General features: G+C 72.8%; 11 protein-coding genes and 1 riboswitch. Of the genes, 2 read left to right on the top strand and 9 right to left on the bottom strand.

Features of this window, described 5'->3' with window-relative positions; genetic code table 11:
• Positions 1–300 precede the first annotated feature (300 nt).
• The 3 genes from ABZ885_RS25170 to ABZ885_RS25160 all read right to left on the bottom strand — a co-directional run bounded on the left by ABZ885_RS25170 (position 301) and on the right by ABZ885_RS25160 (position 1,818).
• Positions 301–732, bottom strand: coding sequence for a hypothetical protein (locus ABZ885_RS25170; RefSeq protein ID WP_360192766.1), 432 nt, complete (start codon positions 730–732; stop codon positions 301–303).
• Between the two features lie 111 nt (positions 733–843).
• Positions 844–1,245: an EF-hand domain-containing protein gene (locus ABZ885_RS25165; protein ID WP_360192763.1), complete on the bottom strand. Its 402-nt coding sequence runs from the start codon at positions 1,243–1,245 to the stop codon at positions 844–846.
• A gap of 147 nt (positions 1,246–1,392) precedes the next feature.
• Complete coding sequence (locus ABZ885_RS25160; protein ID WP_360192761.1) at positions 1,393–1,818, bottom strand: cytidine deaminase; 426 nt, start codon at positions 1,816–1,818, stop codon at positions 1,393–1,395.
• Between the two features lie 41 nt (positions 1,819–1,859).
• On the opposite strand from ABZ885_RS25160, the gene ABZ885_RS25155 reads away from it, so the two are divergent.
• A complete protein-coding gene (locus tag ABZ885_RS25155) occupies positions 1,860–2,429 on the top strand; it encodes a GNAT family protein (RefSeq protein ID WP_360192759.1) in 570 nt (189 codons plus the stop codon).
• Positions 2,430–2,489: 60 nt separating this feature from the next.
• Here ABZ885_RS25155 and ABZ885_RS25150 read toward each other — a convergent pair whose 3' ends face one another.
• The 4 genes from ABZ885_RS25150 to ABZ885_RS25135 form a co-directional block, all read right to left on the bottom strand.
• Positions 2,490–4,244 (bottom strand): ABC transporter ATP-binding protein, encoded by a 1,755-nt coding sequence (locus ABZ885_RS25150; RefSeq protein WP_360192756.1) that lies wholly within the window; start codon positions 4,242–4,244, stop codon positions 2,490–2,492.
• A gap of 82 nt (positions 4,245–4,326) precedes the next feature.
• Complete coding sequence (locus ABZ885_RS25145; RefSeq protein ID WP_360192754.1) at positions 4,327–5,343, bottom strand: ABC transporter permease; 1,017 nt, start codon at positions 5,341–5,343, stop codon at positions 4,327–4,329.
• Between the two features lie 142 nt (positions 5,344–5,485).
• Positions 5,486–7,237 (bottom strand): ABC transporter substrate-binding protein, encoded by a 1,752-nt coding sequence (locus tag ABZ885_RS25140; protein WP_360192751.1) that lies wholly within the window; start codon positions 7,235–7,237, stop codon positions 5,486–5,488.
• A 192-nt stretch (positions 7,238–7,429) separates the two neighbouring features.
• Entirely contained in the window at positions 7,430–8,389 is a 960-nt protein-coding gene (locus ABZ885_RS25135) for an ABC transporter permease (protein ID WP_360192749.1), read from the bottom strand.
• Between the two features lie 377 nt (positions 8,390–8,766).
• A riboswitch (ZMP/ZTP riboswitch) is annotated at positions 8,767–8,865 on the top strand.
• A 22-nt stretch (positions 8,866–8,887) separates the two neighbouring features.
• On the opposite strand from ABZ885_RS25135, the gene ABZ885_RS25130 reads away from it, so the two are divergent.
• A complete protein-coding gene (locus ABZ885_RS25130; protein ID WP_360192747.1) occupies positions 8,888–10,345 on the top strand; it encodes a glycine hydroxymethyltransferase in 1,458 nt (485 codons plus the stop codon).
• A 106-nt stretch (positions 10,346–10,451) separates the two neighbouring features.
• Here the strand turns inward: ABZ885_RS25130 and ABZ885_RS25125 are convergent, their stop codons facing one another.
• Positions 10,452–11,900, bottom strand: coding sequence for an aldehyde dehydrogenase family protein (locus ABZ885_RS25125; RefSeq protein ID WP_360192744.1), 1,449 nt, complete (start codon positions 11,898–11,900; stop codon positions 10,452–10,454).
• Positions 11,901–12,128: 228 nt separating this feature from the next.
• Positions 12,129–13,259, bottom strand: a complete 1,131-nt coding sequence (locus tag ABZ885_RS25120) for an SLC13 family permease (protein WP_360192768.1) — start codon at positions 13,257–13,259, stop codon at positions 12,129–12,131.
• Positions 13,260–13,321 lie beyond the last annotated feature (62 nt).

Raw genomic sequence — 13,321 nt, 5'->3', positions numbered from 1 at the left:
GAATCCGGAGCGGAAGCGGACCGTGATGGCGTTCACGTGCGGCCAGCGCTCACGGGCGTGGTGGTTGAGGCGCTGGCGGAGATGGTGCTGCATCGACTCCGGGGGGTTCTTCGACACGGGCCCATCTTGCCGTGCGCCGCGTCGGTCCGCCGTGATCGTTGGCCGTGCGTGGGGAGGGACGGGCGGGGACGGCGGTTGTGGTGCTGCTTGAGCGCGCCCGTATCCGCTGCGAGAAGGGCCTCAGCCGGGGAGGGCGGCCACTGACCGAAGCCGCGTGAGCGGCGGGTGGGCAGCAGGTACCTACCCTTGCCAGCCGTTGCAGTGCTCGAAGCCGGATTCCAGGCTGCCACGGAATGCCAGCGCCTCGCGGCCGATGCCGAGAGCACCGAGCAGGGTGTCGAGCGCCGCTTCCGCGTCCTCCACCGAGCGGCTCACCCAGACAAACGTGTAGGGGGCAGGCGCTCCTTCGAGCTCACTCAGAGCGAAGTCCATCTTCCTGATGCGGAACATGGCAACGTTCACATAACCGAGGTCTTCCCAGCCCCGTTCGACGGTCAGCCGCAATCGCGCGGCGAGCGCTTCCAGTGGCGGCTGCAGCCCCGCCACCGGGCGGAATGAGCTCGCGGCGAACTCCCACATGCTCTGCTGGAACGCAGGGTTGCGCTTCCCGCCCTGATGCGAGGGAGCTTCCTCCCAGTCCGGCTCAGGGCCCGGTACTTCGACACCATCCATGTCGGCTCCCCCCGAACACGTCACGGTCACTGGTGCACACCGTAGCTCAGACCTCAGCTCGGCTCGCACCCCGGTGAACGCCGCCGGTCACAGCACAAGCCGCTCCGCTGCTCATCGGGCGAACGGCGGCTTGCCCGCCCACCAGTTGCCCGGGGCCTCGGGGTCGCGGCTGGTCCAGAACTCGATGACCCCGGACACGAACTCCGCGGCCGAGAGCCGCCCGCCGCCGTCCCGGTCGAGCCGGCGGAAGGCCTCGTTCGCGTCGTCGCGGGAGAGTCCGGCGAAGTGCCCGCGCTGGAAGACGAAGAACTCGCCCGCGTCGACCGTGCCGCTCCCGTCGACATCCGCGACGGCCAGGAACGCTTCGGCCGGAGAGCCCTCGGCGTGTCCCGGTGACCGGGCGACCGCGTGGCCCATCAGCACGTGGTCGCGTTCGGTCAGCAGTTTGTCCCCGTAGGCGTCGAGGCGGTCGAAGCCATGGTCGATCTTGGCGATGGGCAGGTCGTCGGACACGGTGGGCCCCTTCGGCTCCCGGCCTCCGGTCGGTGACCGCTGGAGGGCAGTCCCTGCCCGGCGATCTCTCCGACCGCCGTACGCCAACCCGCCCGCAGCCGGCCGCGCAGCCGAACACCCGGGTCGGGTGCCCAGGGCCTGTTCGCCCTACGCCTCGTCCTGCTGCTCGGGCCAGACGTAGGCGTGCGGGAGGAGGTCGTGGACCGGCACGGTGTGCACGGCGCCGCCCGCGGCGACGATCACCCGGATGTCGGGGAAGTAGTCGAGCAGCACCTGGCGGCAGCGCCCGCAGGGCGGGATCACGCCCCGGCTCTGGTCGCCGACGGCCACGATGGTGCGGAGGTCGTACGCGCCCTGGCCGGCCGCCGCGCCGATCAGGGCGGTCTCGGCGCACGGGCCGCCGGTGAAGTGGTACGCGTTCAGGGCGGTGACGATCCGTCCATCCCCGTTGCGGGCGGCGGCTGCGACGGTGTGGTTGTCGCCGCGGGCGAAGCGGTGGACGACGTCCTCGGCGGCGGCGATGAGCTCGTGGTCGATGGTGTCGTCGCTGACGGGCGTGGCGGGGGTCGACATTTTCGGTACCGCTTCCTCTCGGCCGGTGGCAGGATCCGATCATGGAACACGAACCCCTGGCCCTGCCGACACTCCACGCCGGTGACGCGTTCACGTTGCGCGCCTGGCGGATGACAGACCTGGACCTCGTCCGGGAGGCGGCCGCCGATCCGTACATCCCGCTGGTGACCACCGTCCCGGCGCAGTACGACGAGCAGGCCGGTCGCGCGTTCGTCGAACGGCAGTGGGCGAAGGCGGAGCGGGGCGCCTACCCGTTCGCGGTCGTGCGGCGCGCGGACGAGCGGCCGGTCGGTTTCCTCGGCCTCTGGCCGAAGGAGGACGGGCGTGGCTCGCTCGGCTACTGGACGGTGGCCTCGGCGCGCGGCCAAGGGGTGGCGGGGCAGGCGTTGCGGGCGGCGGCCGACTGGGCGCTGGGCGAACTCGGCCTGGCCCGGCTGGAGTTGTACATCGAGCCGTGGAACACCGGGTCGCTGCGGACCGCCGAGGTGGCCGGGTTCCGGCAGGAGGGGCTGCTGCGGGCCTGGCAGACCGTCGGCGACGAGCGGCGGGACATGTACGTCTACTCGCTGCTCGCCACCGACGTCCGGCCGCAGCCCGAGCCCGAGCCGTAGTCCCGCACACCACTCAGCCGCAGTCACGGCCATGGCCAGGCCGACGGCCGTCGCGACGCTTCAGCGGGCGGCGGCCAGCAGCTCCCGGGTGTAGTCGGTGTGCGGGGCGGCGAACAGCCGGTCCCGGTCGGCGGACTCCACCAGCCGCCCGCGGTGCATCACGGCGACCCGGTCGCAGACGTGCCGCACCACGGCGAGGTCGTGCGAGACGAACAGGAAGGCGACGCCGAGCCGTTCGCGCAGCTCCATCAGCAGGTTGAGCACCTGGGCCTGGACCGAGACGTCCAGTGCCGAGACCGGCTCGTCGGCGATGATCAGCCGCGGGGAGGGCGCGAGGGCACGGGCGATGCCGATCCGCTGGCGCTGGCCGCCGGAGAACTCGTGCGGGTACCGGTCCAGGTGCGCGGCCGGAAGGCCGACCTGCTCCAGCAGATCGGCGGACCGCTCGCGCCGCTCGCCGGCGGACAGTGCGGTGTGCAGGCGCAACGGTGTGTCGAGGGTCTGGGCGACGGTGCGGCGCGGGTTGAGCGAGGCGTACGGGTCCTGGAAGACGAGTTGGATCTCCTTGCCGAGCCGCCGCCGCAGCGCCCGGTCGGGGGCGGTGGCGTCCACGCCGTCGTACCGGAACCGGCCGCCGGTCGCGGGCTGGAGGCCGGCCAGCACACGGGAGGTGGTGGACTTGCCGGAGCCGGACTCGCCGACCAGGCCCAGCGTCTCGCCGGGGGCGATCCGCAGGCTCACGCCGTCCACCGCCCGTACGGGCTCCCGCCGCCCGCGGCGGAGACTCCGCGGTCCGGGGAAGTGGACGGCGAGGTCCTCCACTTCGACCAGCGGGCGGTCCCGGGGGGACGCCGGGGGTGTCCGGCTGGGGAACGCGGAAGCAGGTGAATGATCGTCAACTGTCGCCAGGCGCGTGCCCGGTACGGACTCCAGTGTGAGTGCCGCGCCCACCAGTGCCCGGGTGTAGGGCTGTTGCGGTGAAGTCAGCAGCGAGGCGGTCGGCGCGGACTCCACCTGCTCCCCGCTGCGCAGGACGAGGGTCCGGTCGGCCGTCCCCGCGACCACGCCGAGGTCGTGGCTGACCAGCAGGACCGCGGTGCCGTGTTCGCGCTGCAACTCGGCCAGCAGGTCGAGTACTTGCCGCTGGACCCGGGCGTCGAGCGCGGTGGTCGGCTCGTCGGCGATCAGCACGTCGGGGTCGTTCATCAGCGCCATCGCGATCATCACCCGCTGGCGCATGCCACCGGAGAACCGGTGCGGGTGGTCGCGGAACCGGGCGGCCGGGATGCCGACCCGGTCGAGCATCGCCGCCGCCCGCCGCCGCGCCTCGGCGCGTCCGGCGCGGGGGTGGTGGAGCCGGTACATCTCGGTCAGCTGCGCGCCCACGCCGTGGAAGGGGCTGAGCGAGGTGAGCGCGTCCTGGAACACCAGGGCGATCCGGCGGCCGCGCACCGTGCGCAGCACCGACTCACCTGCGCCCACCAGCTCCTGGCCTTCCGGCCGGTCTCCCTCCGGCCGGCCATTCTCCGCTGGTGCCCCCTCCGGCCGTTCCCCCTCCGGAGCCGCCCCACCGCCCCCGGCAGGCCTCGCTGCGCCCAGTCGGATCGATCCGGTGACGGTGGTGGTGCGCGGGTCGTGCAGTCCGAGCACGGCGAGGCCGGTCGCGGACTTGCCGGAGCCGGACTCGCCCACCAGTCCGAGGACTTCACCGCGGGCGAGTTCGAAGGACAGGTTGCGGACGGCGTGCACGGGTGCGCCGCCACGCGGGTCGGCGAAGGTGACGGAGAGGTCGCGGACGCTGAGCACGGGGGTCACGGTGGGGAGCTCCAGTCAGGGCGGCTTCGGGGGCCGGGTTCGGTACACCGGCCTTGGGGTCTGCTTCGAGGGCTGCCGCGGGTCAGCCGAGGCGGATGCGTGGGTCGAGCCAGGCCACCACCAGGTCGGCCAGCGCGACGGCCAGCACCACGAAGCAGGCGGCCAGCAGGACGGCGCCGACCACGGCGGGCAGGTCCTGTCCGGCGACGGCGTCGGCGGCGAAGGTGCCGACGCCGTTCAGCCCGAACACGGTCTCGGTGATCACCGCGCCGCCGAGCAGCGCGCCCGCCTCCAGGCCGAGGAGCTGCACCAGCGGTCCGGCGGCGCCGCGCGAGGTGTACTTGAGGTGGGCGCGCAGCCGGCCGAGGCCCTTGCCGCGCGCGGTACGGACGTACTCCTCGTTCATCGTCTCCAGCAGCTGCGAGCGCGAAAGCCTCGCGAACACGGCCGAGTTGACGAAGCCGAGGACCAGCCAGGGCAGCAGCATCCCGCCCGCCCAGGCGGCCGGGTCATCGGCCGGCGGGGTGTAGGACGGCAGCGGCAGCAGGCCGGTGGTGTACACCAGCGCCCACTGGGCGACGTAGCCGAGGAAGTAGATCTGCACGCTCGCCCCGACCAGGGTGAAGCCGGAGAGCAGCCGGTCGGTCCTGGTCCCGTGGCGCAGCGCGGAGACGAACCCCGTGCCGAGGCCGAGCAGCACCAGGACGGCGAGCGCGCCGGCGGTGAGCGAGAAGGTGACCGGCAGGTGGTCGGCCAGTGCCTCGCTGACGGGCTGGTGCAGCCGGTAGGAGTAGCCGAGGCAGGGTGCGACGCAGTGGATGACCGATCCGTCGACGTCGTCGACGTCCCGCCCGGCGACGACGCCGGCGAGGTAGTCGGTGTACTGGGTGAGCAGCGGCTGGTCGAGGCCCATGCTCTGGCGGACCGACGCGACCTGGCCGGAGTCGCAGCGCGGGCCGCAGGCGGCGCGGGCCGGGTCGGCGGGGGCGGCGTAGAAGAGGGCGAAGGCTGCGGCGGTGACCGCGACCAGGACGGCGAGAGCCTGGAGGGCCCGTCGCAGGGCGAAGGAGAGCATGGGCCGGTCCGAATCGGTTCGCATCAGGGGCGTCGGGACGGCCCCGCCCGCGCGACGCCGCGAGCAGGCGGCGCGGAGCGGGGGCCGTAGGGGGAGGATGCCGGGGACGTCAGGACGTCAGGACGCCAGGGCTTCAGGGCTTCAGGACGTCAGGGCTTCAGGAACGTCAGGACTTCAGGTACAGCCACGCCAGGCCGACCGACCCGTAGATCGGGTGGATGAACGCCCCTCCGACATTGCTGCCGTGCAGCTGGTTGACGGTCGGGTAGGCGAAGGGCAGCACCGGCACGTCCTTCATCACGGTCTGCTCCAGCGCGTACAACTCCTTGGCCTTGGCCTGCGGTTCGCCGATCCGGTTGATCCGGTCGATCTCCTGGTCCACGGCCGGGTTGCGGTAGCGGGCCGAGTTGAGGTCGCTGTTGGCGCGGCCGTCGAAGGAGAACGGGATCAGTGTGGACGGGGTCGGCCAGTCGACCGAGCTGGTCTCCTCGAACAGGTCGTACGGCGAGTCGGCGCGGTGTGCCTCGTCCAGGAGCGCCTTGGGGTCGACCGGCTTCGGCACGATGGTGATCCCGGCCTTGGCGAAGCCGTCCACCAGCACCTGGGCGACGCGTTGCCCGTTGGGCGTGTTGGCGTACGCGTAGGTGAGCGGGGCGGGAGGCTGCTTGGCCTTGGCGAGGGCGGCCTTGGCGGCCTCCGGGTCGCCCTCCGGCTTGGCCGGGTACAGGTCGTACTTCTGCCAGTCGACCAGTGCGGGCGAGCTGAGCGTGGTGGCCAGCTCACCGGCGCGGGCGCCGCCCTGGACCTGGCGGGCCTGCTGGCGGGGGTAGGCGAGGTGCAGTGCCTTGCGGACCTCGACGTCCGGTACCCGCTCGTTGTTGATCACCAGCTGGGTGACGAAGGCGCCCTGCCGGCCGGAGACGACCAGCTCCCTGGCCTTCGGGTCGGTGTCGACGGTCTGGTAGAGCTCGGGGGAGAGCTGGGTGGCCACCGTGGTCGCGTCGGCGCCGCCGTCCCGGCCGGAGAGGATCTCCTGGTTGATGTTGAGCGCCTCCTTGCCGTAGGTGAACACGAACCGCTCGGGGTACTGGTTGCGGATCGGGTCGGTCTCCGGCTTCCAATTCGGGTTGCGCTCCAGGACCATCCGGGTGTTCTGGACGTGCTCGACGATCCGGTACGGGCCGCTGGCGAACGGCAGCCGGTCGTAGTCGGTGCCGGTGTCCTTGTCCCTTCGCACCGGGGAGGACGAGGACTGCGCGGCCATGTACGGCACGTCGGCCTGCGGCTGCGGGAAGTGGAAGACGACGGTGCGGTCGTCCGGCGTCTCGATCGCGGCGAGGTCGCCGTCCTGCGGGCCGCCGTACTTCTTCCGGGCGTCGTCGTAGCCGGCCTCGCCGGTGAGCCACTGCGGCCAGTAGGGCGGGCCGACCTCGTAGCCCTTGCCGAAGGTGCGCTCGATGCCGTACTTGACCTCCTGGGAGGTGATCGGCCGGCCGTCCTCCCACGCCACGCCCTCCTTCAGCCGGTACGTCCAGGTGCGGCCGCCGTCGGTGGAGGTGCCGGTGTCGGTGGCGAGGTCGCCGACCAGCCTGGCCTTGCCGTCGACGACCTGGTACTGGGTCAGCTGGCGGCCCCAGAGCAGCGACGTGTTGTACGCGGCACCTGCGTAGACCTTCTGCGGGTCGAGGTGGCGGAACTCGACGGTGTTGTGGACGTTGACCGTGCCGCCCGCGCGGGCGCCGGGCACGGCGGGGGCCGGGCCGGCGCTCTCCTTCTCGGTGCCGAGCGCGGCGGTCAGCGGCGTGGTGTCCTTGGCCGCGGTGGTGCTCGTTCCGGAGCCGGCCCCCGCGCCGGCCGAGCAGGAGGTCGCCAGCAGTGCGGTGGCGACGACGGCGAGGGACGGTTTGGTCCAGCGCATGGCGAATCTCTCCTTGCCCCGGGATGCGGGGCGGCTAGGTGAAAAGGGGGAGGGGAAGCAAAGGGGGAGGGAAAACGAAGGGAAGGGGAAACCAAGCGGAGGGGAAGGCAAAGCGGAAGGAAAGCGAAGAGGAACGGAAAACGCGGGGGCGGGGAAAGCCAGGGGTGCGACATCGCGCGGCCGTGTACGGACTCAGCGGCCGGCGCGCGGGTCCAGTGCGTCCCGGACGGCGTCGCCGAGCAGGTTGAAGGCGAGGACGAACAGCAGCAGTGCCACGCCGGGGAAGAACATGTAGGTCGGATCGGCCCGGAAGACCTCGGAGCCGCGGGAGATCATCCGGCCCCAGTCGGGCACGGGCTCGTTGATGCCGACGCCGAGGAACGAGAGGACGGCCTCGGAGGCGACGAAGGACGGGACCGCCATCGTGGCGTGCACCAGCAGCTGGGCCCGGACGTTCGGCAGGAGTTCACGGAACACGATGTGGAAACCGCCCGCGCCCATCGCCCGGGCGGACTGCACGAAATCCCTTTCCCGGAGTGACTGGACGGAGGCCCGGAGGGAAAGCGCGAGCGGAATCCAGCCGAAGGCGGAGAAGACCAGGACCAGCACCAGGAACTGCATCCACTCCGGTTCCGCGGCGCCCGGATCGACCAGCCGGGACTGGATGACCGGGCTGAGCGCGAGCAGCAGGAGAAGCGTCGGAAAGGCGAGCAGCACATGGGCGAGGAAGCCGAAGAGCCGGTCGGTGATCCCGCCGAGGTGGCCGACCGCGACGCCGGCCAGCACGCCGAGCGTGGTGGTGACGGCGGCCGCGGCGAAGGCGATCAGCAGCGAGGTGCGGATGCCGTAGAGCAGCTGGGTGAGGACGTCCCGGCCGAGCCCGGGTTCGAGCCCGAACCAGAAGTCGCCGGAGATCCCGCCGTTCGGCGCCGTCGGCAGCCCGCCGTCGCTGAGCAGGCCCGCGGTGTTCTGGCCGTAGTGCTCGACCGGGTTCCTGCCGTACAGGGCGGCGATCAGCGGTGCGGCGAGGGCCAGGACGAGGAAGAGCAGGACGACGGCGAGGGCCGCGGCCCCCACCCGGTCGCGGCGGATCCGGCGGAGCAGGCCTGCGGGGGCGGGCGCGGGGGCTGGCGCTGCGACTTCTCCGGCCACGGCGACTTCTCCGGCGACGGCGACTTCTCCGGCGACGGCAACTTTTCCGGCCACTGGCATGAGAGGCGTACTCCCCGAATTTCTCCGCCGCCCCGTGGGTGGGGGTGCGCTGGTGTGCATTTCCGGACCGTTCTCCCAGGGGTTTCCCGGTGGCGGCCGAGCGCCATCAGATCGGATGCCGCGCAAGTTCCGCAAATCATTCCGTCCGGATTCCTGCGCATTGTTTCGGCGCGTATGACGGCTTCGTTCCAGTGCCATTGCGCTGTCATTCCGCTGCAATGCAGGCGTTGCAGTGAAACGGACATAAGCCGGCAAAAGGGCCGGCCCGTCCCGCATTCTGAGACCTCCGCCACAGTCCGTCGGGTGTTGGTACGATCCGGGTGAGCCGCGACTGGCGCGCACGGATGGAATCAACCATCGGGGAGCGGCTCCGTGAACCCTCACGTCGCACGTTGCCGAGCGCCTGGGCCCTTCCGCAATCCCCTTGAGGAGACCGCCATGGCCCCATCCCCGCACACCGCCGCGAGCGCGACCGCCAACACCGCCTTCCGCAGCGCCCTGGACACCGTCCGCGAGGTCGAGCCGCGGATCGCCGCCGCGATCGGCCAGGAGATCGAGGACCAGCGCGCCTCGCTGAAGCTGATCGCCAGTGAGAACTACGCCTCCCCGGCCGTGTTGCTCGCCATGGGCAACTGGATGAGCGACAAGTACGCCGAGGGCACCGCCGGCCGCCGCTTCTACGCCGGCTGCCGCAACGTCGACACCGTCGAGACGATCGCCGCCGAGCACGCCCGCGCGCTCTTCGGCGCCGACCACGCCTACGTCCAGCCGCACTCCGGCATCGACGCCAACCTGACCGCCTTCTGGGCCATCCTGTCCCAGCGCGTCGAGAGCCCGGCCCTGCAGCGCGCCGGCGTCCGCAACGTCAACGACCTCACCGAGCAGGACTGGGCCGAGCTGCGCCACGAGCTCGGCAACCAGCGGATGCTTGGCATGTCCCTGGACACCGGCGGCCACCTCACCCACGGCTTCCGGCCCAACATCTCCGGCAAGATGTTCGAGCAGCGCAGCTACGGCACCGACCCGGCGACCGGCCTGATCGACTACGACGCGCTGCGCGAGACCGCGCGCGAGTTCCGCCCGCTGATCCTGGTGGCCGGCTACTCGGCGTACCCGCGGCTGGTCGACTTCCGCAAGATGCGCGAGATCGCGGACGAGGTCGGCGCGACCCTCATGGTCGACATGGCGCACTTCGCCGGCCTGGTCGCGGGCAAGGTCTTCACCGGCGACCACGACCCGGTGGCGCACGCCCACATCGTGACCTCCACCACCCACAAGTCGCTGCGCGGCCCGCGCGGCGGCATGGTGCTGTGCACCTCCGAGCTGGCCGAGCACGTCGACCGCGGCTGTCCGCTGGTGCTCGGCGGCCCGCTCTCGCACGTGATGGCCGCCAAGGCCGTCGCCTTCGCCGAGGCCCGCCGCCCCGAGTTCCAGGTGTACGCCCGCCGGATCGTCGACAACGCCCAGGCCCTCGCCGAGGGGCTGCTGCGCCGCGGCGGCAAGCTGGTCACCGGCGGCACCGACAACCACCTCGTCCTCGCCGACGTCTCCGGCTACGGCCTGACCGGCCGCCAGGCCGAGGCCGCGCTGCTGGACTCCGGCATCGTCACCAACCGCAACTCCGTCCCGCAGGACCCGAACGGCGCCTGGTACACGTCCGGCGTCCGCTTCGGCACCCCCGCACTCACCACCCGCGGCCTCGGCACCGCCGAGATGGACGAGATCGCCGCCCTGGTCGACACCGTCCTGCGCGGCACCACGCCCGCCGCCACGTCCGCCGGCGCCCCCTCCAAGGCCCAGTACAGCCTGGACGCCGCGGTTGCCGAGGGCGTCGCCAAGCGCGCCGCCGACCTGCTCGCCGGCTTCCCCCTCTACCCGGGCGTCGACCTGGTCTGACCCGGCCCGGCCGACCCGGCCAGGCCAGGCCAGGTCAGGTCAGGTCAGGTCAGGTCAGGCCGCCTGCGGGGGTGCGCGCGTCGTGGTGCGCACCCCCGCAACCGGGTCAGTACTGCAGCGACTTGTACTGCAGGAACTCCTCCAGGCCGTGGCGGCCCAGTTCGCGGCCGAGGCCGGAGTCCTTGTAGCCGCCGAACGGGGCCAGCGGGTTGAAGCGGCCGCCGTTGAGGTCGACCTGGCCGGTGTCGAGGCGGCGGGCGAAGGCGGCGGCGGTGGCGGTGTCCGCCGCCCAGACACCGCCGGCCAGGCCGTACGCGGTGGCGTTGGCGAGTTCGGCCGCGTGGTCCTCGTCGCGGTAGGCGAGGACGGCCAGCACCGGGCCGAACACCTCCTCCTGCGCGACCGTCATGTCCGCGGTGACGTCGGCGAGTACGGTCGGGAGCACGTAGAAGCCGGTGGGCAGGCCGTCCGGGGCCTCCGGCCCGCCGGCGACGAGCCGGGCGCCCTCGGCGAGCGCGTCGGTGATGTAGCCGCGGACCCGGTCCCGCTGGCGGGCGTTGACCAGCGGGCCGACCCGGGTCTGCGGGTCGGCGGGATCGCCCGGGAGGTACTTGGCGGAGGCCTTCGCGGCGAGCGCGACCGCCTCCTCGTACTGGTCCTCGTGCACCAGCAGCCTGGTCCAGGCGCTGCAGGTCTGGCCGGAGTTGGCGAAGACGTTGGCCACGTTGACGTTGACCGCCCGGGCCAGGTCGGCTCCGGGCAGCACGACGTTGGCGGACTTGCCGCCGAGCTCCAGGGCGACCCGCTTGAGGCCGCGGCCGGCCGTCTCGGCGACGCTCCGGCCGACCGCGGTGGAGCCGGTGAACGAGATCACGTCCACCCCGGGGTGGGCGGCCAGCGCGGCGCCGGCGGCCGGGCCGGTGCCGGTGACCAGGTTGAACACGCCGTCCGGGAAGCCGGCCTCGTCGACCAGGCGGGCGAACAGCCGGGCGACCAGCGGGGTGTCCTCGGCCGGCTTGAGCACCACCGGGCAGCCGGCCGCGAGCGCCGGCACCACCTTGGCGACGACCTGGTGCAGCGGGTAGTTCCACGGCGTGATCGCCGCGACCACGCCGGCCGGCTCGGCGTGCACCACCGAGTTGCCGATCCGCTCCTCGAAGGGGTGCTCGGCGAGCAGCGTCAGGTACGACGTGGCGACGGCCAGCGGCAGGCCCGCGTGCACGGCGGAGGCGAAGCCGGTCGGTGCGCCCAGTTCGGCGGTCACCGTGGCGGCGATCTCGTCCTGGTGTGCGGCCAGGCCGTCCCGCAGCCGGGTCAGCAGCGCGAGCCGTTCCTCGCGGGTGGTCGCCGCCCAGGCCCGCGCGGCCCGGCGGGCGGCCTCGACGGCGGCGTCGACGTCGGCCGCGCCGCCGGCCGGGACGGTGGCGAGCACCTGCTCGGTCGCCGGGTTCAGCACGGGTATCGACCCGGCGTCGAGCGCGGGCCGCCACGCACCGTCGATGTACTGGTCGCCGTGTTCCGCGTACGGGACCTCGTACTCCGCGTCCTGCTGCACCGTTGGTCCTCTCGTCCGGTGCCGATCGGCTTCGTGGGCCGACGGGCTGATGGGCCGTTGACTTGGCATTTGCTGGTCAAAAGGCCAGTCAAGGGCGCCCGGAGCACCGCGCGCAAGGGGTGGATCCCGCGGCGCGGCGGCGAAAGGGGAACGGCGCAGGGCGGCAGAGGGGGAGCAGAGGAGGAACGGTGGCGGTGGAGGCAGGGGCGGGCGGCGGAACGCGCCGCGTCACGCGGTCAGCGCGAGCGCGGCCGTGGCCAGCAGCACGCCGCCGACCGCCAGCACCGTGCTGGTCGCGGCGACACCCCGCAGCGGGACCCGCAGGCCCGCCGAGCGGCAGCGCTCGTACCAGAGCAGGGTGGCCAGCGAGGCCCACGGCGTCACCAGCGGGCCGATGTTGGTGCCGATCAGCAGCGAGAGCAGCTGCGTGTGGTTGGCCACCGGCACCGCGGCCTCCCCGGCCAGGTACACCGGCAGGTTGTTGAGCAGGTTGGCCAGGCCCGCGCCGACCGCCGAGGCGCGGAACATCCCGAGCACCCCGCCGTCCGTGCCGACCGCCTCGGCCAGCACCCGGTGCAGGCCGTGCGCGTCGACGGTCTGCACCACCAGGAACATCCCCGGCACCATCACCAGCAGCCGCCACGGGACCAGCGTGGTCCGCAAGGCTTCCGGCCGCCGGACGGCGAAGGCGAGCACCGCCACGGCGGCGGCCGCCCCCGACGCCACCCAGAGCGGCAGGCCGGTCAGCAGCGTCGCCAGCAGGAAGCCCGCGCAGGCCAGCCCGCAGACCCGGAACAGCACCCGGTCGGCGGGCCGGTGGGCCGGCGGCGGAGCGTAGTCGGCGGCGCCCCGGCGGTCGCGCCGCCAGTAGAACCACCACAGGCAGGCCATGGTCGCCAGCACGGCGGCCAGCTGTGGCGCCCACATCACCCGGGCCAGCCCGGCGGGGGAGAGCGCGACCCGCTCGGCGGCCAGCAGGTTGGTCAGGTTGGACACCGGCAGCAGCAGGCTCGCGGTGTTGGCCAGCCAGACCGTGGTCATCGCCAGCGGCAGCGGCGCGATGCCGACGCGGGAGGCGAGGGCGAGCATCACCGGGGTGAGCAGGACGGCGGTGGTGTCCAGGTTGAGGGTGATGGTGGTGACGGCGGCGAAGGCCACGCAGAGCAGGAACAGCCGCGGGTAGCTGCCCCGGCCGGCCCGTGCCACCCCGGCCGCGACCACGTCGAACACCTCGGCGGCGCTGGTCAGCTCGGCCAGCACGATGACCGTGCCGAGGAAGGCCAGCAGCGGCGCGATCCGGGAGACCGCCGCCCCGGCGGAGGCCGTGGCGACCGGTACCCGCACCGACCACAGGGGCAGCGAGCACGCGGGAAGCGGCGCCGGCGTCGGGTCGGCGGCCGCGGTCCCCTTGAGAATCTCGA

It is taken from the genome of Kitasatospora sp. NPDC047058, from assembly GCF_040643935.1.
Lineage (GTDB): Bacteria > Actinomycetota > Actinomycetes > Streptomycetales > Streptomycetaceae > Kitasatospora.
Note: the sequence above shows the minus strand (reverse complement) of the source record. Positions and strands in the feature narration are given on the sequence as shown.

What these genes read in the sequence shown, in the direction of transcription:
- ABZ885_RS25145 (WP_360192754.1), bottom strand. Translation starts at nt 5,343, where the DNA reads ATGCGAACCGATTCGGACCGGCCCATGCTCTCCTTCGCCCTGCGACGG.
- ABZ885_RS25155 (WP_360192759.1), top strand. Translation starts at nt 1,860, where the DNA reads ATGGAACACGAACCCCTGGCCCTGCCGACACTCCACGCCGGTGACGCG.
- ABZ885_RS25170 (WP_360192766.1), bottom strand. Translation starts at nt 732, where the DNA reads ATGGATGGTGTCGAAGTACCGGGCCCTGAGCCGGACTGGGAGGAAGCT.
- ABZ885_RS25140 (WP_360192751.1), bottom strand. Translation starts at nt 7,237, where the DNA reads ATGCGCTGGACCAAACCGTCCCTCGCCGTCGTCGCCACCGCACTGCTG.
- ABZ885_RS25130 (WP_360192747.1), top strand. Translation starts at nt 8,888, where the DNA reads ATGGCCCCATCCCCGCACACCGCCGCGAGCGCGACCGCCAACACCGCC.
- ABZ885_RS25160 (WP_360192761.1), bottom strand. Translation starts at nt 1,818, where the DNA reads ATGTCGACCCCCGCCACGCCCGTCAGCGACGACACCATCGACCACGAG.